The 19,568-nt window shown below is 60.3% G+C and carries 17 protein-coding genes; 12 read left to right on the top strand and 5 right to left on the bottom strand.

What is annotated here, in order from left to right:
• Window position 1: 1 nt before the first annotated feature.
• Both AC4ANK_RS07715 and AC4ANK_RS07720 read left to right on the top strand, forming a co-directional pair.
• Window positions 2-877 carry a DUF3034 family protein gene (locus tag AC4ANK_RS07715; RefSeq protein WP_005746589.1) on the top strand — a complete coding sequence of 292 codons (876 nt, stop codon included), beginning with the start codon at window positions 2-4 and terminating at the stop codon, window positions 875-877.
• Window positions 877-1,305 carry a group I truncated hemoglobin gene (locus AC4ANK_RS07720; RefSeq protein WP_460383231.1) on the top strand — a complete coding sequence of 143 codons (429 nt, stop codon included), beginning with the start codon at window positions 877-879 and terminating at the stop codon, window positions 1,303-1,305. Before AC4ANK_RS07715 ends, AC4ANK_RS07720 begins: the two co-directional genes overlap by 1 nt.
• Window positions 1,306-1,745: 440 nt before the next feature.
• On the opposite strand, the gene AC4ANK_RS07725 is transcribed toward AC4ANK_RS07720, so the two are convergent.
• Entirely contained in the window at window positions 1,746-2,738 is a 993-nt protein-coding gene (locus AC4ANK_RS07725) for a GntR family transcriptional regulator (protein ID WP_369812048.1), read from the bottom strand.
• A gap of 347 nt (window positions 2,739-3,085) precedes the next feature.
• Between AC4ANK_RS07725 and AC4ANK_RS07730 the strand changes: the two genes are divergently transcribed.
• From AC4ANK_RS07730 to AC4ANK_RS07765, 8 genes are all read left to right on the top strand, one after another.
• The gene (locus tag AC4ANK_RS07730) at window positions 3,086-4,459 is read left to right on the top strand and encodes an amidase (RefSeq protein ID WP_002554893.1); all 1,374 of its coding nucleotides are present in this window, start codon (window positions 3,086-3,088) and stop codon (window positions 4,457-4,459) included.
• 77 nt (window positions 4,460-4,536) lie between these two features.
• The gene (locus AC4ANK_RS07735) at window positions 4,537-5,418 is read left to right on the top strand and encodes a polysaccharide deacetylase family protein (protein ID WP_002554892.1); all 882 of its coding nucleotides are present in this window, start codon (window positions 4,537-4,539) and stop codon (window positions 5,416-5,418) included.
• Window positions 5,419-5,445: 27 nt separating this feature from the next.
• A complete protein-coding gene (locus AC4ANK_RS07740) occupies window positions 5,446-6,786 on the top strand; it encodes an MFS transporter (RefSeq protein ID WP_002554891.1) in 1,341 nt (446 codons plus the stop codon).
• Between the two features lie 10 nt (window positions 6,787-6,796).
• Window positions 6,797-7,558 (top strand): SDR family NAD(P)-dependent oxidoreductase, encoded by a 762-nt coding sequence (locus AC4ANK_RS07745; RefSeq protein ID WP_002554890.1) that lies wholly within the window; start codon window positions 6,797-6,799, stop codon window positions 7,556-7,558.
• A gap of 31 nt (window positions 7,559-7,589) precedes the next feature.
• Window positions 7,590-8,339, top strand: a complete 750-nt coding sequence (locus tag AC4ANK_RS07750) for an SDR family NAD(P)-dependent oxidoreductase (protein WP_002554889.1) — start codon at window positions 7,590-7,592, stop codon at window positions 8,337-8,339.
• Window positions 8,340-8,361: 22 nt separating this feature from the next.
• Entirely contained in the window at window positions 8,362-8,661 is a 300-nt protein-coding gene (locus AC4ANK_RS07755; protein ID WP_002554888.1) for a hypothetical protein, read from the top strand.
• A complete protein-coding gene (locus AC4ANK_RS07760; RefSeq protein ID WP_002554887.1) occupies window positions 8,658-9,665 on the top strand; it encodes a CobW family GTP-binding protein in 1,008 nt (335 codons plus the stop codon). The genes AC4ANK_RS07755 and AC4ANK_RS07760 overlap by 4 nt, the downstream gene beginning before the upstream one ends.
• Entirely contained in the window at window positions 9,662-10,858 is a 1,197-nt protein-coding gene (locus tag AC4ANK_RS07765) for an ABC transporter substrate-binding protein (protein ID WP_031594847.1), read from the top strand. Before AC4ANK_RS07760 ends, AC4ANK_RS07765 begins: the two co-directional genes overlap by 4 nt.
• Before the next feature lie 240 nt (window positions 10,859-11,098).
• Here the strand turns inward: AC4ANK_RS07765 and AC4ANK_RS07770 are convergent, their stop codons facing one another.
• The gene (locus AC4ANK_RS07770) at window positions 11,099-13,516 is read right to left on the bottom strand and encodes a glucose/quinate/shikimate family membrane-bound PQQ-dependent dehydrogenase (protein WP_002554885.1); all 2,418 of its coding nucleotides are present in this window, start codon (window positions 13,514-13,516) and stop codon (window positions 11,099-11,101) included.
• A gap of 444 nt (window positions 13,517-13,960) precedes the next feature.
• Between AC4ANK_RS07770 and AC4ANK_RS07775 the strand changes: the two genes are divergently transcribed.
• Window positions 13,961-14,188, top strand: coding sequence for a VF530 family protein (locus tag AC4ANK_RS07775; RefSeq protein ID WP_002554884.1), 228 nt, complete (start codon window positions 13,961-13,963; stop codon window positions 14,186-14,188).
• A 53-nt stretch (window positions 14,189-14,241) separates the two neighbouring features.
• The gene (locus tag AC4ANK_RS07780; protein ID WP_002554883.1) at window positions 14,242-14,898 is read left to right on the top strand and encodes a Pr6Pr family membrane protein; all 657 of its coding nucleotides are present in this window, start codon (window positions 14,242-14,244) and stop codon (window positions 14,896-14,898) included.
• A gap of 15 nt (window positions 14,899-14,913) precedes the next feature.
• On the opposite strand, the gene AC4ANK_RS07785 is transcribed toward AC4ANK_RS07780, so the two are convergent.
• From AC4ANK_RS07785 to AC4ANK_RS07795, 3 genes are all read right to left on the bottom strand, one after another.
• A complete protein-coding gene (locus AC4ANK_RS07785; protein ID WP_002554882.1) occupies window positions 14,914-15,681 on the bottom strand; it encodes a siderophore-interacting protein in 768 nt (255 codons plus the stop codon).
• Entirely contained in the window at window positions 15,678-16,268 is a 591-nt protein-coding gene (locus AC4ANK_RS07790) for a PadR family transcriptional regulator (RefSeq protein ID WP_002554881.1), read from the bottom strand. Before AC4ANK_RS07790 ends, AC4ANK_RS07785 begins: the two co-directional genes overlap by 4 nt.
• An 87-nt stretch (window positions 16,269-16,355) precedes the next feature.
• Window positions 16,356-19,475 carry a transglycosylase domain-containing protein gene (locus AC4ANK_RS07795; RefSeq protein ID WP_057411623.1) on the bottom strand — a complete coding sequence of 1,040 codons (3,120 nt, stop codon included), beginning with the start codon at window positions 19,473-19,475 and terminating at the stop codon, window positions 16,356-16,358.
• Between the last annotated feature and the right edge of the window lie 93 nt (window positions 19,476-19,568).

A 19,568-nucleotide genomic window follows, 5' to 3' on the forward strand; every position in this document is an offset into this window, starting at 1 on the left:
CATGTCCTACAAGACATCATTACTGTTGGGTTATCTTTTGGCGGGTGTGGCAGGGGTTGCCCCGACGCTCGCGCTGGGCGACAACGGCCGACTTATCGCCACGGGTGGCGCAACCAGTATTGAGGGCAGCGCCGGTGGCGGTATCACCCCATGGGCGGTGATCACCGGTTACAGCGAGCAAGGCGAGTGGGGGGCGACAGCCTTCGCCACGCACATCAATCTGCCGGACTACAACCTTGATGTGGCAGGCCTCGCCGTCGCCTATGGCAACCGCGTCGAGTTTTCCTATGCTCACCAACGTTTCGATATCAGCAACCTGCAGCACAGGCTCAGCCTGCCGGACGACAACCTCAGCCAGGACGTGTTCGGCGTCAAAGTGCGCCTGTTCGGCGACCTGATCTATGAAAGCCTGCCGCAGGTTTCCCTGGGCGTGCAGTACAAGCATCAGAACGATTTCCTGATCCCGAGTCTGGTGGGGGCCAAGCGTGATTCGGATGTCGAAGGGTATCTGACGGCCAGTCGGCTGTTCATGGGCGCGGCGTTTGGCTACAACGTCGTGGTCAACGGTGGCATGCGTTATAGCCGCGCCAACGAAACCGGTCTGCTAGGGTTTGGCGGGGACCGGCGTGACAGTCGCAGTCTGCTCAAGGAGGGCTCGGTAGCGGTGCTGTTCAATCCGCGCTGGGCGCTTGGCGTCGAATATCGCGAAAAGCCGGATAATCTTTCGTTTGCTGGCGAGAGCGACTGGGCAGATGTGTTTCTCGGTTATTTCCCCAACAAGCATCTGTCCGTTGTATTGGCCTACGCCCGTCTGGGCGAAATCGCCACGCTGGATAACCAGAACGGCACTTATCTGTCTGTGCAGGGGAGTTTCTGATGAGACGCTTGCTGATCTGTCTGATGCTGACGGTGCTGGCCGGTTGCGCCCAACAGCAACAGCCCCCCAAGGATGACAGTCTTTATCGAGGCCTTGGCCAGCGTGCCGGCATCCAGCGCATCGTCGAAGGCATGCTCATGAACGTGGCCAGGGATGACCGGATTGTCGAGCACTTCAAGAAAGTCGACATCGTGCGTCTGCGCGACAAACTGGTCGAGCAACTCTGTGTCGAAGCGGGCGGCCCGTGCCGCTACACCGGTGACAGCATGGCCGAGTCGCACAAGGGCCAGAACCTTACCCCCAGCGATTTCAACGCGCTGGTTGAAAACCTGATCGCAGCGATGGACACCGAGAACGTCCCGGTTCCGGTCCAGAACCGTTTGATCGCCCGGTTGGCGCCAATGCGTGGCGACGTGGTTGGCAAGTAATCTTTAAATGCACTCTGACTATCGTGCCAACGCTCCGCGTCCAGAACGGCGTTCCCACGCTGGAGCGTGCGGAACGATAATCTTCAGGGAGAGCGCTTACGCGAGAACACTATCGTGCCAATGCTCCGCGTTGGCATGCCGTTGGTGACGCTCAGCGTCACAAATCGCCGTCGCGCCGCGCGCTCCGGATTGGACGCCGAGCATCCAGAACAGCGTTCCCACGCTGGAGCGTGCGGAACGATAATCTTCAGGGAGAGCACTTGCGCGAGAACACTATCGTGCCAATGCTCCGCGTTGGCATGCCGTTCGTGACGCTCCGCGTCACAAATCGACGCCGCGCCGCGTGTTCAGGATCGGACACAGAGCGTCCAGAACTGCGTTGCCACGCTGGAGCGTGGTAACGATAGTCTCTGTCGCGTTAACTCCAACTTTGCCCCATCTCAACTCAACCGCGTCAGGTACCCCGGCACTTCCTGCTCCGGCAGTACCGATAGCACTTTCAGGCGCTGGAGCATGCGCTGTCGGGCGCGTTGCAGGTGCTCCTTGAGGTTCAAGGCCGCGGCGTCGAAAGCACCGTGCAGCAGCAACTCAATGATCAGCCGGTGCTCGGCCAGCATCGCTTCATCCGCGCCAATTTCCAGCAACCGGTAGAAAATCCGGTTGATGATCATCGGGCTCTGCGCCTGACTGATCAGAGTAGCGATCTTGCGGTTTTGCAGGCCGCTCAGACACTGCTGATGCAGGTCGTCCTCAAGGCGCTCTATTTCCTCCAGGCTGCACTGTTCGGCATTTTGCGCCTGAATGACTCTGGCCAGCATGGCCTCCAGAGTTTCGCGACTCAGCTGCGGCGCGGTCTGGCGCAGGGCTTCGGGCTCAAGGCAGGCGCGCAGTTCGTAGTCTTCGGTGATTTCCCGGGCCGTCAACGGCCCCGCCAGCCATTGCGAGTAAGGCTCTTTTTCCACCAGGCCGCGATCCCGCAGACGCATCAGCGCCTCACGAACCACTGCGCGGCTCACTCCGTAGTGCTGCGCGGCGCTTTGTTCATCCAGCCGATAATGACCAAAGGCGATACAGGCCGACAGCGCCGCGCCGATCTCGTCATGAATACGTTCGCCGAGTGGGCGGGTGTCGACCAGCTCTTCGCTGCTGTCCAGCCCGAACTGCTTGTGGCTCAGGCTCAACCGCAACGGCTCGACTTCCCCGGCGTCAGGATTGACCAGGTAACCCCGGCCATCGAAACGGCTGATCAAGCCTTCTTCATGCAGCAGATTGAGCGCCTTGCGCACCGGCACCCGGCTGGTGCCGAACAGTTCTGCCAACGGTGCTTCAAGCAGCACCAGTCCATTGGCAGCCGCACCCGAGACGATTGCGTTACGCAACACCTCACGGATCGTGGCGTAACGCGACGCGGTGCGCGTGTCCTCTTCTGACATCGGTTTCATACACTTCTGGCGGTTGACGGGCAATTCTCGCACAGATGCGCCGTTGTCACCCTGGGCCACGTCCTGATGCTCGCTCATGGGGCCACCGTTACTTTTTTGCACTGAAATGTACCTTTTGTAAAAGATACATTATTTCTTTATGACGATCCTGTTCGCCCACGACGCCTTATCGCAACTGATTGATGCCTTTGCAGAAAGGTTTCTAGTACGGCGTTTCCAGCGCGAAAGGGCCGTCAGCTTGATCGGGTCAGGGCGTCGCGACATGCAGATTGGCATGGAATCTGCCTTTTTTAAATGTACATTTTATTAATAAGTACATTTTTGAGGGTGTGATGTCCATGACCGATACCGGGAGTCACAGCGTTACCGGTGATGCCTGCGCACTGGCCGAGGATTTTGCCCAAGGGCGCAGTGACCCTGTGCAGGCTCTGGACAAGGCGCTGCAACAGGCGGCACGCGCCGATCATGTGTTCATTTCCATGAGTATCGAACGGGCACGCAGGGAAGCCGAAGCGTCTGCGGCCCGCTGGCAGCAAGGGCAGCCATTGAGCCCCTTCGACGGCGTGCCCATCGCCTGGAAGGATCTTTTCGACGTGGCAGGCAGCGTCACAACCGCCGGTGCTGCGGTGCGCAACAACCTGTCCCCCGCGCTGCTGGATGCGCCGAGTGTCGGGCTGCTGGCACGGTCCGGGATGGTCAGCCTGGGCAAGACCAATCTCAGTGAATTCGCTTATTCAGGGCTGGGCCTGAACCCGCATTTCGGTACGCCGATCAACCCCAACAGCGACGGCTCGCCACGTATTCCTGGCGGTTCGTCTTCGGGTTCGGCAGTCGCCGTCGCCAACAGAACCGTACCGATCGCCATGGGCACCGATACCGCCGGTTCTATTCGTGTGCCGGCAGCGCTCAACGGTCTGGTGGGGTTTCGCAGCACCAGCCGCCGCTATAGCCGCGACGGCGTTTTCCCGCTGGCGCTGACGCTGGACAGCGTCGGGCCACTGACCCGCAGTGTGCGCGACGCTCTAGTGATCGACGATCTGCTCTGTGCGCGCAGCAAACCTTCATCGTTGATACCACGCAGCCTGGCCGGTCAACGTTTCCTGCTCGATCAGGCGGTGCTGGAAGACGAACGCGTCACGCCGGCCGTTCGCGACAACCTGTTGCGTGCTGTTGAAGCCTTGCGTGCAAGCGGTGCGCTGATCGAGGTCAAGCCTTGCCAGGCATTTCAGGCCACGTTGCTGTTAACCCAGCAACAGGGCTGGCTTGGTGCAGCCGAGGCATTCGCGCTGCATCAGCCGTTGCTCGACAGCGACGCCGCCAGCCAGCTCGACCCCAGAGTGCGCAAGCGTCTGGAGGCCGCACGGCACATGCCCGCCAGCCTGCTGGTCAATCTGTACGCCGCGCGCGAACGTTTGCAGGAGCAATTGACCCTCGAACTCGATGGCGCGCTGCTGATTACTCCAACTGTTGCTCATGTGGCGCCGCCGCTCGTGCCCCTGTTGAACGACGAAGAGCTGTTCATTCAAACCAACCTCGCCACGCTGCGCCTGACCATGCCAGGCAGCCTGCTGAACATGCCCGGCGTGTCGCTGCCCAGCGGCAGTGATGCCTCGGGCCTGCCCACCGCAGTGTTGCTTAGCGCTCCGGCGGGGGAAGACGCACGGTTGCTACGCGCAGCGCTGGCCGTGGAAGCACTGATCGCAGCCCCTTGAACAACCTGTGAATTTTGAAACCGGCCCGCGTGCCGTACAGCGCGAAGCCGATCTGATTAACCCGTGGGAGAACAACGATGGCCAAAGAAATTCTGTGTGCGTTTGGTGTGGATGTGGATGCCGTTGCTGGCTGGCTGGGCTCCTATGGCGGCGAGGATTCGCCGGACGACATTTCCCGCGGCCTGTTCGCCGGTGAAGTCGGCGCTCCGCGTCTGCTCAAGCTGTTCGAGCGTTACGGTCTGCGCACCACCTGGTTCATTCCGGGGCACTCCATGGAGACCTTCCCCGAGCAGATGAAAGCCGTGGCGGATGCCGGGCATGAAATCGGTGTGCATGGTTACAGCCATGAAAACCCGATTGCGATGACCCCGGAGCAGGAAGAGATCGTCCTCGACAAGTCCATCGACCTGATCACGCAAATGACCGGCAAGCGCCCGACCGGCTATGTCGCGCCATGGTGGGAGTTCAGCAACGTCACCAACGAGCTGCTGCTCAAGAAAGGCATCAAGTACGACCACAGCCTGATGCACAACGACTTCCACCCTTACTACGTTCGGGTGGGCGACAAGTGGACCAAAATCGATTACAGCCAGCATCCGGATACCTGGATGAAGCCGCTGGTACGTGGCGAAGAAACCGATCTGGTGGAAATTCCGGCCAACTGGTACCTGGACGATCTGCCGCCAATGATGTTCATCAAGAAGGCACCCAACAGCCACGGTTTCGTCAACCCTCGGCACCTGGAAGAAATGTGGCGCGACCAGTTCGACTGGGTCTATCGCGAGCATGAACACGCCGTATTCACCATGACCATTCACCCGGACGTGTCTGGTCGCCCGCAAGTGCTGCTGATGCTGGAGCGCTTGATCGAGCACATTCAAAGCCATGCAGGCGTCAAGTTCGTCACTTTCGACGAGATTGCCGACGACTTCGTGCGTCGTAACCCCCGTACCCGTTGATACATTGCCCTGTCCGAGGCGTCACTCATGTCCATTTACAACAAGCTCGACCTGACCGGCTGGAAACCTGAGCAATTGACTCCGGAGCAAGTACGGTTCGCCACATGGATTGCGTTTTTCGCGTGGGTGTTTGCGGTATATGACTTCATTCTGTTTGGCACGCTGTTACCGGAAATCGGTCGGCACTTCAGCTGGAGTGAGGTCGAACAGGCCGAAATTGCGACCTGGGTCGCGGTCGGCACAGCGGTGGTGGCACTGGCCATCGGTCCGCTGGTAGATCGCCTGGGACGGCGCGTGGGTATCATTTTCACCGTGAGCGGTTCGGCGATCTGCTCGGCGCTCACGGCCATCGGCGGATCATGGGGCAAGTCGCCACTGATCCTGATTCGTGCGCTGGGCGGTCTGGGTTATGCCGAAGAAACGGTCAACGCGACCTACCTGAGCGAAATCTACGCGGCATCCGACGACCCGCGTCTGGCCAAGCGCCGTGGCTTCATCTACAGCCTGGTGCAGGGCGGCTGGCCGGTCGGCGCTTTGATCGCAGCAGGGCTGACCGCCGTGCTGCTGCCGATCATTGGCTGGCAGGGTTGCTTCGTGTTCGCGGCCATCCCGGCCATCGTCATCGCGATCCTGGCGCGCAAGCTCAAAGAGAGCCCGCAGTTTCAGATCCATCAACGTATTACTCAGTTGCGCAAGAAGGGCGACGTGAGCCAGGCACAGGCTGTGGCGCAAACCTACGGGGTCGATTACGACGAGCACAGCAAGGCCGGTATCGGCGCGGCCTTCCGCGGTTCTTCGTGCCGCGCCACGCTGGTGATCGGTGCTGCGATCCTGCTCAACTGGGCGGCGATTCAGGTGTTCAGTGTGCTGGGCACAACGGTGATCGTCAGCGTTCACCACATCTCGTTCGAGAACTCGCTGATCATTCTGGTGCTGTCCAACCTGGTGGGTTATTGCGGTTACCTGTGTCACGGCTGGATGGGCGACCGAATCGGTCGTCGTAACGTGATCGGTCTTGGCTGGATGCTGGGTGGTCTGGCGTTCGCCGGCATGCTCTACGGGCCTAGCAACATGGTGACGGTCGTTGGCTTGTACAGCCTTGGGCTGTTCTTTCTGATCGGCCCTTACTCGGCGGCCTTGTTCTTCATCAGCGAAAGCTTCCCGACCAGCATTCGTGCAACGGGCGGCGCAATCATCCACGCCATGGGCCCGCTCGGTGCTGTGGTCGCAGGCTTCGGTGCCACGTCGGTATTGAGTGCAGGCGGAGACTGGCAGACCTCGGCGTTGTATTTCGGCGCGCTGCCTTGCTTCCTGTCGGGTGCACTGATGTTTGCGGCCAGGCATGTGCGACCTGAAACCGTGAAATGAGGAGCAACACATGATTCGTAAAGTTGCAGTAGTAACCGGTGCCGCCAGCGGCATCGGCCAGGCACTGGCAGTGGCTTTTGCCCGGCACGGTGTGGCGGTGGCAGGCGGATTCTATCCGGCTGACCCGCATGATCCGAATGAAACCCGCAGGCTGGTGGAGGCGGCGGGTGGCGAATGCCTGATGCTGCCGCTGGACGTGACCAGCACCGAGTCGGTCGACGATCTGGCTGCGGCTGCGATCAAGGCCTATGGCCGAATCGATTACGCAGTGGCCAATGCCGGACTGTTGCGTCGTGCGCCCTTGCTGGAAATGACCGACGAACGCTGGGACGAAATGCTCGACGTGGACCTGACCGGGGTGATGCGTACTTTCCGCGCCGCCGCCCGGCATATGGGCGAGGGCGGTTCGCTGGTGGCGATCTCATCGATTGCCGGTGGTGTCTACGGCTGGCAGGACCATTCCCATTACGCCGCCGCCAAGGCGGGTGTGCTAGGGCTGTGTCGCTCGCTGGCAGTGGAACTGGCGCCCAAGGGCATCCGCTGCAATGCGGTGATTCCCGGTTTGATCGAAACGCCACAGTCGCTGGACAGCAAGAACTCGCTGGGCCCTGAGGGTCTGGCGCAGGCGGCCAAGGCCATTCCGCTGGGTAGAGTAGGCCGAGCGGACGAAGTCGCTGCGCTGGTACGTTTTCTGTGCAGCGACGAAGCCAGTTACCTGACCGGGCAAAGCATCGTGATCGACGGCGGCCTGACCGTGCGCTGGCCGGGGTAGATCGCGCAAATTCAACCAAGGAACCCGACCCATGCAACAGCTCAAACAAAAACGTGCGGTGATCACCGGTGCAGGCAGCGGCATTGGTGCTGCCATCGCGCTTGCCTACGCGAGTGAAGGTGCGCATCTGGTGCTGGGCGATCGTGATCCGGTCACTCTGGCCAAGGTTGCCGAACACTGCCGTCAGCTCGGCGCGCAGGTGCACGAATGCGTGGCCGACGTCGGCAGCGTCGAGGGGGCGCAGGCCAGTGTCGATGCCTGTGTCGAGCATTTTGGCGGCATCGACATTCTGGTCAATAACGCCGGCATGCTGACCCAGGCACGTTGCGTCGACCTGAGCATCCAGATGTGGAATGACATGCTGCGCGTCGACCTGACCAGCGTATTTGTGGCCAGCCAGCGCGCCTTGCCGCACATGATTGCCCAGCGTTGGGGACGCATCATCAATGTTGCCTCGCAACTGGGCATCAAAGGCGGTGCCGAGTTGACCCATTACGCTGCTGCCAAGGCCGGGGTGATCGGTTTCAGCAAATCCCTTGCGCTGGAAGTCGCCAAGGACAACGTGCTGGTCAATGCCATCGCTCCCGGCCCTATCGAAACACCGCTGGTCGCCGGGATCAGCAGCGCGTGGAAAACCGCCAAGGCTGCCGAGTTGCCGCTGGGGCGTTTCGGTCTGGCCGAGGAAGTTGCGCCGGTGGCGGTGCTCTTGGCCAGCGAGCCGGGTGGCAACCTGTTCGTCGGCCAGACGCTAGGCCCCAATTCCGGCGACGTCATGCCATGAGCAAACTGCTGGAGAACACCTGATGTGTGGATTGTGCGGGCTGTTGGGCGAAGATGTGCACTGGAGCGACCCACTGGCTGCCGAACTGCCCTGGCGGCGTGAGCGTTTGCGGCGTATCGCCGCGATCAACAAGGTGGTGGCTCCTTTTCGCCTTAAGGTCGAGGACTTTCAGGGCGTTTCCTACCTTCTGCTGGGGGCCACCGGCAAGCAGGAACTGGCGACCGGCCTGGAGCAGCTCTGGCAGAAAGCCGAGTTACTGATTGGTCGCCCGCTCGACCCGCTGGATTCCCGTTTGCTCGACCATCTGCAGAGGTCATCATGAGCCTTGCTCTCAATGTGATTACCGGCTTTCTCGGCAGCGGCAAGACCACGTTGCTCAAACGCCTGCTGGCCGATGAAGACATGGGCGAAACTGCGCTGTTGATCAACGAATTCGGCGATGTCGGTATCGATCATCTGCTGGTTGAAGAGGTTGCTCCGGATACCGTTCTGCTGCCCAGCGGTTGTGTCTGCTGCACCGTCAGGGGGGAGCTGAAAGATGCGTTGCTCGGCCTTCTGGAGCGACGTAATCGTGGCGAGATTCCAGCGTTTCGCCGGGTGATCCTGGAGACCACCGGCCTTGCGGATCCCGCACCGATTCTCACCACGCTGAGCAATGACCCGCAACTGCGCGGGCGTTTTCATATCGGCCTGATCGTCACGTTGGTGGACGCCTGCCACGCAACACTGCAAGAGCGTCTGCATCCGGAGTGGCTGGCTCAGATCGCGGCGGCGGACCGGCTGTTGTTGAGCAAGACCGATCTGGTCGATCAGCCCGCACTGGATGCGCTTCGTCAGCACCTGCAAGCGCTGAATTTCTCTGCACCGCTGCGGGATACTGCGCAGATCCACAGTGGCGATCAACTGTTGCTGGGCGAGGGCATGCGCAGCGACGAACCGGCCGCTGAAGTGACGCATTGGCAACTGCATCGGGTGCTGTCGACTTCCGCGCGGCATGGTGATGCGCAGGTCTGTTGCCTGACGTTCGAGCGGCCTCTGGACTGGGTCGGTTTCGGGGTGTGGCTGTCGATGCTGTTAAGATGCCACGGTGACCGAATCCTCCGTGTCAAAGGACTGCTCAACGTGAACGACAACCAGGCTCCCATCGTGATTCATGGTGTGCAGCATTGCCTGCATGCGCCGGTGCATCTTGTAGCCTGGCCAGGAGAGGATCGTACTTCCCGGCTGGTGTTCATCCTGCGCGGTCTTGATCCCGAGTTGCTGCGTCGTTCATTCGAAGTGTTTTCCGGCAGCTTCGCGCCATCACTCAGCGAGTCTGCGGCATGACCATTACCTTGCGTGTGCTGGGTACGTCCGTGACCTTGCTGGAGTCCTTGCGTGAGCGGGCCGAGCAGGAACTGGGCATCAAGCTGATCTATCAGATCCATGACGTGCAGACCGCGCAACGCATCGCGGTCATGCAGCCCGACAGCTACGACCTTTACGATCAGTGGTTTCATAACGTTGATTTCGTCTGGCCTGCGCGGGCCATTCAACCCATCGATACGCGGCGCATCGCGCTTTGGCACGAAATCAACGACCTGCCCAAACAGGGGCGACTAAGACCCACCGATCAACCGGGCAGCGGCAGTGTGCCCAGCGAACGTCTGTTCGTGCAGCACGATGGCAGCTTGGGCAGTGCGGTGACTGAGCGCATCAGTATGTTGCCGCTGACTCACAACGCCGACAGTTTCGCCTATCGCCCCGAGCGTTTGCCGGATGGGCTGAGTCCTGCTGACGAAAGTTGGGGCTGGTTGCTCGACCCTGTGTGGGGTGGGCGCATCGCCTTGCAGAGCGACGCTGCTATCGGCGCACTGGATGCCGCACTGGCCGTGCAGGGCGCGGGGCTGGCGGCGTTCAAGGACATCGGCAACATGAGCATCGAAGAAATCGACGTGCTGGCCCACGTGCTGGTGCGTAAACAGCAGCAAGGGCATTTTGGCGCGTTCTGGTCAGACGACGAAGAAGCCGCCGAACTGATGCTCAGCCCGACCATCGACATTCAGAGCCTCTGGTCACCGACCCTGGTCAGGTTGCACCGCGCGGGTGTGAAGTACCGCGTGGCAGTGCCCAAAGAGGGTTATCGCGGCTGGTTCGGCGGGCTGTCTTTATCGCGCCACGCCAAAGGCCCGGTGCTGGATGCAGCCTACGCCTACCTGAACTGGTGGCTGTCCGGCTGGCCGGGCGCAGTGATGGCGCGGCAGGGGTATTACATCGGCAATCCGGCGCGCAGTCGTGATCATCTGAGTGCCGCAGAATGGGATTACTGGTACGCCGGTCTGCCCGCCCGCGAGCAACTGCTCGGCAGCGACGGCCTGCCACTGATCGACGCCGGAGAGATCCGCGACGGCGGTTCCTACGAGGAACGCATGGGCCACATTGCAGTGTGGAACTCGGTCATGAACGAACACAACTACCTGGTCCGCCGCTGGAACGATATCCTGCGCGCCAGTGGCAAAAGCAGCGCCAAAGCGCGTTAGGCACGCATTCAAAAGCGGACGCAGAGCGTCCAGAACGGCATTCCCACGCTGGAGCGTGCGGAACGATAATCGTCAGAGCACCATCGTGCCAATGCTCTGCGTTGGCATGCATTTCGTGACGCTCCGCGTCATAGATCTACAGCCTTGTCCGGTAGCAAATGCAGCCGAGACAAGGTTTCAGTAGCAACAAAAAAAGCGGCTACCTCTCGATAGCCGCTTTCCATTTACCGCACTAATGCATCACTTCGGCAGTTTGAATGCCATCACGTAGTCACCCTGTTTGGTGCCCAATGAACCGTGACCGCCCGCCACGACCAGCACGTATTGCTGACCGTCCTTGCGGGTGTAGGTCATCGGTGTGGTTTGGGCGCCTGCTGGCAGGCGACCTTCCCACAGCTGTTTGCCGTTACGTACATCGTAGGCGCGCAGGTATTGGTCAAGCGTACCGCTCAGGAAGGCCAGACCGCTCGCCGTTGTGATCGGGCCACCCAGGCTTGGAACGCCCATGGTCAGCGGGATCGGGATTGGCGAACTGTCACGCACGGTACCGTTTTTGTGCATCCAGATGGTTTTGTGGGTGGTCAGATCGACCGCCGCCACGTAACCCCACGCCGGTGCCTGGCACGGCAGGCCCATTGGCGACAGCAGTGCTTCCAGGATCACGCCATAAGGTGCGCCCTTGTTCGGCTGCACGCCTTCGGTTTCGCTCTTGCGGCCAGGGCCGCCTTCGACTTCGGCAGCAGGCACCAGCTTTGAACGGAACGCCATGTAGCTCGGGTTGACGAAGGCAATCTGACGAACCGGGTCGACGGAAATACCGCCCCAGTCGAACACACCGAAGTTACCTGGATAAACAATCGAACCCTGCAGCGATGGCGGCGTGAACGGGCCGTCGTAGCGCAGCGACTTGAAGTCGATTCGGCACATCATCTGGTCAAATGGCGTCACGCCCCACATGTCGCGCTCTTTAAGCGGCGGCGGCATGAAGTTCAGGTCGGACTTGGGCTGGGTCGGCGAGGTGTGATCGCCTGCAACAGCGCCTTGCGGAACCGGTATTTCGTTGATCGGCACAATGGGCTGACCGGTGCTGCGGTCCAGCACGTAGATGCTGCCCTGCTTGGTCGATGCCAATACCGCCGGCTTCACGCCATCAGCCGTTTTCATGTCCAGCAGGGTCGGTTGACCACCCACGTCCATGTCCCACAGGTCATGGTGGGTGAATTGGTAATTCCAACGTACGCGACCCGTCGCGATGTCCAGTGCAACCAGGCCCGCGCTGTATTTCTCGGAATCCGGCGTACGATCGCCGCCCCATTGGTCAGGCGTCTGGTTACCCATCGGCAGGTAGATCATGCCGAGCTTTTCATCGACGCTGAACATGGACCACATGTTCGGCGAGTTGCGCGTGTAGATCTTGCCTTCGGCAATCGGCGCAGTCTCATCCGGGTTGCCGCTGTCCCAGTTCCAGACCAGACGGCCAGTGTGCACGTCGTAGGCACGGATCACGCCGGACGGTTCGTCCATAGAGACGTTATCGGTAACGTGGCCGCCGATGATCACCAGGTCTTTGGTCACTGCCGGTGGCGACGTGGAGTAATAGCCGCCCGGAGCAAACGTACCCATGTTGGCAGTCAGGTCAACCGAACCCTTGTTGCCGAAGTCCTCACACATTTTGCCGGTATCGGCGTTCAGCGCGATCAGACGGGTGTCGGCAGTCGGCAGGAAGATTCTGCGTGGGCATGCATTTGAAGTGGCGCTGGCTGCGGCCGGTGCTGCCGGGCTTTGTGCCGGGGCACTGGCTGCATAGGCTGCGTCGTCATGATAAGTGACGCCACGGCAGGTCATGTGCGCCCAGCCTTTGAAGTTTTTCGCATTCTGGGTGCTGAGTTTCGGGTCAAAGCGCCAGATTTCCTTACCCGAATCCGGATCAAGTGCGATCACCTGGCTGTGCGGCGTGCACACGTAGAGCATGCCGTTCACCTTGAGCGGTGTGTTCTCGGCAGTGGTTTCACCCGGGTCGTTCGGCCCAGGGATGTCGCCAGTGCGGAAGGTCCAGGCCGGTTCCAGTTTGTTGACGTTTTCCGGGGTGATCTGCGCCAGAGGCGAGTAGCGGTCACCGAATGCGGTACGGCCGTAGGACTGCCAGTCGCCGTCAGGCATGGCCGGAGCGGTGTTGGTGGTGCCGGCAGTTTCGCGGTCCAACTGGCCTTCGATACGGCCAGGGTTGGTGAACTGGCTCGCCAGCGCGGTCAGACCGGCCAGCACGACAGCAACGCTCAGTGCGCCAGTGCCCAGGCGCGCCGGGCCATTGCGCAGCAGTGGCTTGCGGAACCACGGCAGCAGCAGGACGATGCCCAGTGCGAACCACAGCGCCAGGCGTGGTACCAATTGCCACCAGTCGAGACCGACTTCCCACAACGACCATACAGTGCTCGCGAACAGCAGCAGTGCATAAAGGCCCAGCGCAGCCGCGCGACCAGTGATCAGCAACACGCCGGTCACGGCGAAGCCGATACCGGCCAACAGGTAATACAACGAGCCATCCAGTTGCAGCAGTCGGGCACCACCGACCAGCAAGGCCAGCCCCATCAACAGGATCACCAGCCCGAGCAGGGTCGGCAACAGGCGATTTCTATTTGAAGCACTGTCAGTGCTCATAATGCGAATCTCCGCGAGAAATAAGTAGTTGATATCTTGTTTTCATGTACGCCGCCGACCCTGGCAGCATTCCTTGAGGCTGTTTATTGAAACGAATCACCGACGGTCGAATTCAACATCACACAGAACACGGTTGGCCATTCAGCGCGGCCCGGTCATTGATTCGTAGACCATTGCCGCCCGAATTCGTGCATAGGTGTTTATTCAGCGGAGCCTCTTCAGAAAGGAAACCTGAAGTCCTTAAACGCGCAATGATAGGACGCTAACGATTTTTCTAAAAGCGATAAACCTGACATGGATCATTGCAAGGTCGGCAACAGTGGCTCAAGTCGACTGTGTTTTATGAAAGCGCGGCGCTTACAATGGCAGACTTTTCGGGAAGACCTGCGCGCTCCAGGAAGCTGTTCAGGCTGCTATCCCTCTTCATCAGCTTCAAGGCTCATCATGACAACACCCAATTCCGATCCGCTGCACGGCGTCACGCTGGAGCAGATTCTCAGGGCTCTGGTCGAACATTACGAATGGTCCGGCATGGCCGAGCGCATCGACATTCGCTGTTTCAAAAGCGATCCGAGCATCAAATCCAGTCTGACTTTTCTGCGCAAGACGCCCTGGGCGCGTGAAAAGGTTGAAGCGTTGTATGTGAAGTTGCATCGCGGCAAAGGCTGGTAACAGGCCCGCCAGAAAAGCCCGGCATGGACGCTGGAACTCAAGGATAACGATTGATGCACCGCGAACACTCAACTGCGCAGGGACAGCGCTATTACACCCTTGTTGCAGCCTGCCTCGGCTGGTCGGGGCTGGTCATCCAGCTGTACCTGATCTTCATTGGCCGTTATGCCGATCACGCCAGTCTGCTGGGCGGGCTGGTGCGGTTTTTAAGTTTCTTTACCGTACTGACCAACACCCTGGCAGCTGTCGCGCTGAGTTGTGCCCTGACGGCGCGGCAGTCGGCAGGCCACCGTTTTTTCCGGCACCCGGTGGTATGCGGCGGCATTGCGGTGAGCATTGCGCTGGTGGGCATCGCTTACAACATTCTGTTGCGCCATCTGTGGCACCCGCAAGGCTGGCAGTGGGTGGCCGATGAGTTGCTGCACGACATAATGCCGCTGGCGTTCGTACTGTACTGGTGGCTGTACGTGCCCAAAGGCGCGTTGCGCTTGCGCCATGTACCGCTGTGGGCGATCTATCCGATCATCTACTTCGCCTACGTCCTGCTGCGTGGCCACATGCTTGGTGACTACCTGTATCCATTCATCGATGTCGGCACGATCGGTTTTCCAAAGGCATTCATCAACGCGCTGGGCGTGCTGCTCGGGTTCTTGCTGGTTGCACTGTTGCTGCTTGGGGTCGACAGATGGGCGGCTCGTCGCACGATGTGAGTCGCCCAGGCTTGCCTATTCTTCAGTGCCGTCCAGCTTCCAGTAGCCAGCGGCCTTGACGAAATCCTCTTGCAGGCCGAACTCATCGAGCAGCACACGGCGCAGCTTGCGTGACAGCGCGGATTCGGTCGCGACCCACGCGTACAGCTTGCCCTCGGGCATCTCCAGGCGACGCGTGACATCCACCAGGCTCTGCTCGCCGCGTACGATCCAGATCACGTCGACCTGTGCGGCGCTGTCGAACACCTGCTGTTCCTGCGGGTTGGCCACTTCGACCACCACCAGCGCAGCACGGTTGGCGGGCAGCGACTCCAGGCGTCGAGCGATGGCGGGAATCGCCGTTTCATCGCCGATCAGCAGGTAGCTGTCGAACATGTCCGGCACTACCATTGAACCCTTTGGCCCTGCGATGTGCAGAAATTGCCCCGGTTCAGCCTGAGCCGCCCAGGTGGCAGCCGGGCCTTCGCCGTGCAGAACGAAGTCGATATCCAGCTCACCGCTGCTTTCGTCATAGCGACGCGGGGTGTAATCGCGCATCGGTGGACGTGGTGCGTCCTTGTCGCTGGTAGCGGCCAGGTCTTCCAGGGCAGCCTGTTCTTGCGCTGTCTGCGGGAAAAACAGTTTAACGTGGTCGTCTGTGCCTAGACTGATGAAGCCTGCCAGTTCCGGGCCCTGCAAGGTAATGCGGCGCATCAGCGGCGTCAGCTCTGTGACTCGCAACACTTTTAGTTTGCGACGCTTGATTTCATGCATGACGCGATGGATTGACTGGGGCGAATTCATGCCGACTCCTCCGAGGTAGGTTGAGGCCCATCGACGACAGCCTTGGCCGTGCTGTTGAGCAACTCGCTGACCCGCAGAATTTCTTCCGGGGTCCAGCGACCGTGGTGCATCTGCAGTGCGTGGCGCAGGTTGTGCACCGCTTCGTGGATTTCCGGCGGACGATCGTGGCCGCGCAGTGAGCGCTTGCTGACATCGATGCGCATGCGCACACCTTCCAGCGCCACGGCCTGATCTTCCAGGGATTGGCGACCCGCATCGGTGATGGTGTAGAGCTTCTTGCCAGCCTGGGCATCGCCGACCACCATTTCGCTTTCTTCAAGAAACGTCAGGGTGGGGTAGATAACGCCGGGGCTGGGGCAGTACGCACCCTCGAACAGACCTTCGATCTTGCGGATCAGGTCATAGCCGTGTGCGGGCTGTTCGGCGATCAGTGCCAACAGCAGTAATTTCAGATCGCCAGGGGCGAAAACCCGAGGGCCACGTCCACCGCGTTCACGGCCTGGGCGTTTTTCAAAACCGTCGCGATCTTCACCTGGTTCACGAGGATGCGGCGGACGGTGGTGGGGAGGGTGTTTATCTTCACGCATGTTTTTGATCTCTGGTTACAAGTTAGATATACCTTAAGATATATCTTATTGTAATCACAGAGCTGGCAGACGAGCGGTCATTGCCGGTCAAACACCCTTGGGCGGGTCGGCAAGCGGGGCATTGCACATCGCCTGTCCGTGGTTCTCCAAGTACGGGGTCAGGATCGGAGCCATACCTTTGAGTACCTGCACCGGCAACGCCGAGGTGAAGCGAAAGCCTTCGGCGGCGCGTCCCGGTACGAACGCGGTCAATGCGCCAAAGTGGTTGTCGCCGATATAAAACACAAAGGTCGCCGTGCGATTGATCGCCCTGGAACTGAGAATGCGTCCGCCTGCGCCGATGCTCTCGATCCTGTTATCACCCGTGCCAGTCTTGCCGCCCATCGCCAGCACGCTGCCGTCCTGCATCTTGAAGGTGCCTTGTACACGCTTGGCGGTGCCGCCATCCACCACCTGCGACAAGGCTTCGCGCATTGCCGCGGCAACTTCTGCTGGCAGCACGCGCTGGCCCAGCTCCGGGTTGATGGTCAGTTCGGTGTCGTAAGGTGTACCAGCGGCAAAATGCAGACTGTCGATACGCACGGGCGGCAAACGGATGCCGTCGTTCTGGATAATGCCGATCAGCTCGGCCAGCGCCGCCGGGCGATCACCCGAGCTGCCGATAGCCGTTGCCAGCGATGGCACCAGATGGTCGAACGGATAGCCCACGCGCTGCCAGCGCTGTTCGATATCCAGAAACGCTTCGACCTCCATCATGGTCCGTACGCGGCTGTCGCGAGCGCTTTTGTGGCGACTCTTGAACAGCCAGCCGTAGACTTCCTGACGCTCGTAACGACTGGCGGCCACCGCGTCCTTGAATTGTGCTTCAGGGTGTTTGAGCAGGTAGCCCACCAGCCACAGTTCCAGCGGGTGGACGCGGGCGATGTAGCCTTGATCGGGCAAGTCGTAAGTGCCCGGCCCATAGCCCTTGTACAAGTCGGCAAGACGCTTGTCGGTCAGCTTTGAGGTTGCTTTCGGCTCATCCAGATGCGCACGGATGAACGCGTTGAACGTCGCTTGATCAGCCCCAGGCAGCAAGTAGCGATGCACGGCAGCCAAGCGGATGGCCGTGGGATGGATACCGTCCAGAAAAGTATCGAGGCGTTCCTGAGTGGTCTTTTCCTTGTAGCGTTTCCAGAAGCGCAGCAGGAACACCGTGCCCTCGCGGTCGGCAAACTGCGCGAGGTATTCCTGACGGCGCGGGTTGTCGTCATCCTTGAGCAACTCGGCGCTGTTGTTGGGCGCCTGATACGTGCTGTAGCGCACCACATCGCGCATCAGGCGAATGAACGGCAGGTTGATCGACTCACGCAGCGACTCGCGCAGGGTGGGAATCCGCTCGTTGTCTTCGCGCCTGAAGTTATTGAAACGGTGCATGCCGCCACCGGTGAAGAACGCCTCTGCCGGGCTGGCCGAATAGGTGCGATCCAGCGCGGCCGAGAGCATTTTCGCCAGATCACGGTCCTTGCTAATCAGCAGGTAATCCACCGCCCAGCGAGTCAGCCGGTCAGGTTCTTCGACAGGCACCTTGCGCAGTTGCGCGGTACTCAGATTCCCATACCGCCCGTGCAGCTCGGCGATGATCTCCAGGTAAGTGGTCAGCACACGCATCTTCGCGGTCGAACCCAGTTCCAGCTTGCTGCCTTCGTTGATGTCGAACGGCTGATCAGTGCTGTCGGTCTGCACCCTGACCCGCGAGCCATCCACGCCGCGTTCGAACAGCGTGAAGCTATAGCGTACCTGGGTGGTACTGGCCGGGGTCAGCAGCCGCTCTCCCATCAAGCCGGTTTTTGCAGCGAACTCAGGGTTGGCCAGGTCACGCAGGTACTGGCTGACGCTGCGCTGCAATTCGCCATGCAGGGTACTGGTGGCCGACAGATCAAGACGGTCCAGGTCGTAAAGCGGGCGATTGAGCAGGTTCGACAAACGAGTGCGCGCGACACTGATGCCTTTATTGGTTTCGATAGGCTGAATGGTCGGCTGCTGCGCCCAGTCGCGGTAGGTGACCTGGGCTGCCAACGCGGCATCGGCCAGCGGTTGATCAATGACATTGGCCTGGGCCAGCAGACGTAGATGGCTGTCGGTCAGGTCCGCCAGTTCTAGGCGGCCCTTGGCCAGATAGTGCGACGGACGACGCTGGGCAATGACCAGTGACAGCACTTCGCGCAGGGCGAGCGCCTTGTCGGCCAGCCGCTGTTTGTCTGTGGGGCTGGAGGCCAGTAAGTCATTGGTTTTGGCAAAATCCGCACCGAACCACACCCGCAACCCTTCGGCCAGCCCATGCACTTCACCGTGCCCCGGCACCGCGGACAACGGCACACTGTTCAGATAATCACGGACCACCCGCTGGCGTACCGCGAGGGTCTCGGTGCCCGGTTGATAAGCGCGAACGCTGGCGGAAATCATCTGCCGCAACTTCTCTGAACCCGACAGCGTCAGCCCGTCGGGTGAATGGCGATATTTTTCCAGTTGAGTGGCAAGCGTACTGCCGCCAGCCGACTGGCCGGGGAGGGCGAACATCTTCGCCAGTTGCGACCACGCGGCCTTCACGAAGCGTGGCCAGTCCACTGCCGGGTTGGCCAAGGGTTGCTGCGGGTCCAGCAAGTCGCGGTTTTCGATAAACAGCAGGCTGTTCACCAGCAGTGGCGGAATAGCGGTAAAGGTCGGATAAAACTGCTGCGGGTATCTGAACTCATACAACGGTTCGTTTCGGCAATCAGTGATCGACAGGCCAGCCTGGGTCTTTTCCTCGTAAGGCACGAAGAAGCCATGCTGAACGTAGCGCATCAGCTCTGGTGAGAAACGGGTCTGGCGAGTAATCACATAATCGCGCTTGAGCAGACGCTGCAGGAACTCATCCAGCGACGAATAGCCCAGGCGCCTGTCGAACGGCCCGTCACCTGGATACACCACATCATGACTCGGCCCAGGCTGCATCGAATAACTCAGGCTCGCGGCAAAGCGGCTGAACTCCCGCGCCTGCAGCCTTGAACTGCGGCTCTCCACCGTTATTGCAACACCCAGCGCAATGCAGGCCAGCACCACAATCACCCAAAACACCCACCACCCGTATCGCTTGCGACGCGGACGCTTTGGCGCGCGTGGGTCATCCTGGCGGTCAGCTGACAGCGCTTCATGCTTGCTATCGGAATGCCGAAATACGCCCATAGTCGATTGTCCGGTCATCCTTTCAACGCACCTGACCCAAGCTTAGACGCTGGATGGGAATGTGGGGGGAATTGTGTGGTGGTTTTCGAGATT

This window comes from Pseudomonas sp. Pmew2 (genome assembly GCF_058129885.1).

Excerpts from the sequence above, each read along its gene's own strand:
- AC4ANK_RS07765 (WP_031594847.1), top strand. The coding sequence starts at position 9,662 with ATGACCATTACCTTGCGTGTGCTGGGTACGTCCGTGACCTTGCTGGAG.
- AC4ANK_RS07755 (WP_002554888.1), top strand. The coding sequence starts at position 8,362 with ATGTGTGGATTGTGCGGGCTGTTGGGCGAAGATGTGCACTGGAGCGAC.
- AC4ANK_RS07775 (WP_002554884.1), top strand. The coding sequence starts at position 13,961 with ATGACAACACCCAATTCCGATCCGCTGCACGGCGTCACGCTGGAGCAG.
- AC4ANK_RS07720 (WP_460383231.1), top strand. The coding sequence starts at position 877 with ATGAGACGCTTGCTGATCTGTCTGATGCTGACGGTGCTGGCCGGTTGC.
- AC4ANK_RS07725 (WP_369812048.1), bottom strand. The coding sequence starts at position 2,738 with ATGTCAGAAGAGGACACGCGCACCGCGTCGCGTTACGCCACGATCCGT.
- AC4ANK_RS07745 (WP_002554890.1), top strand. The coding sequence starts at position 6,797 with ATGATTCGTAAAGTTGCAGTAGTAACCGGTGCCGCCAGCGGCATCGGC.
- AC4ANK_RS07795 (WP_057411623.1), bottom strand. The coding sequence starts at position 19,475 with ATGGGCGTATTTCGGCATTCCGATAGCAAGCATGAAGCGCTGTCAGCT.
- AC4ANK_RS07770 (WP_002554885.1), bottom strand. The coding sequence starts at position 13,516 with ATGAGCACTGACAGTGCTTCAAATAGAAATCGCCTGTTGCCGACCCTG.
- AC4ANK_RS07790 (WP_002554881.1), bottom strand. The coding sequence starts at position 16,268 with ATGCGTGAAGATAAACACCCTCCCCACCACCGTCCGCCGCATCCTCGT.
- AC4ANK_RS07785 (WP_002554882.1), bottom strand. The coding sequence starts at position 15,681 with ATGAATTCGCCCCAGTCAATCCATCGCGTCATGCATGAAATCAAGCGT.
- AC4ANK_RS07780 (WP_002554883.1), top strand. The coding sequence starts at position 14,242 with ATGCACCGCGAACACTCAACTGCGCAGGGACAGCGCTATTACACCCTT.
- AC4ANK_RS07750 (WP_002554889.1), top strand. The coding sequence starts at position 7,590 with ATGCAACAGCTCAAACAAAAACGTGCGGTGATCACCGGTGCAGGCAGC.
- AC4ANK_RS07730 (WP_002554893.1), top strand. The coding sequence starts at position 3,086 with ATGACCGATACCGGGAGTCACAGCGTTACCGGTGATGCCTGCGCACTG.
- AC4ANK_RS07760 (WP_002554887.1), top strand. The coding sequence starts at position 8,658 with ATGAGCCTTGCTCTCAATGTGATTACCGGCTTTCTCGGCAGCGGCAAG.
- AC4ANK_RS07735 (WP_002554892.1), top strand. The coding sequence starts at position 4,537 with ATGGCCAAAGAAATTCTGTGTGCGTTTGGTGTGGATGTGGATGCCGTT.
- AC4ANK_RS07715 (WP_005746589.1), top strand. The coding sequence starts at position 2 with ATGTCCTACAAGACATCATTACTGTTGGGTTATCTTTTGGCGGGTGTG.
- AC4ANK_RS07740 (WP_002554891.1), top strand. The coding sequence starts at position 5,446 with ATGTCCATTTACAACAAGCTCGACCTGACCGGCTGGAAACCTGAGCAA.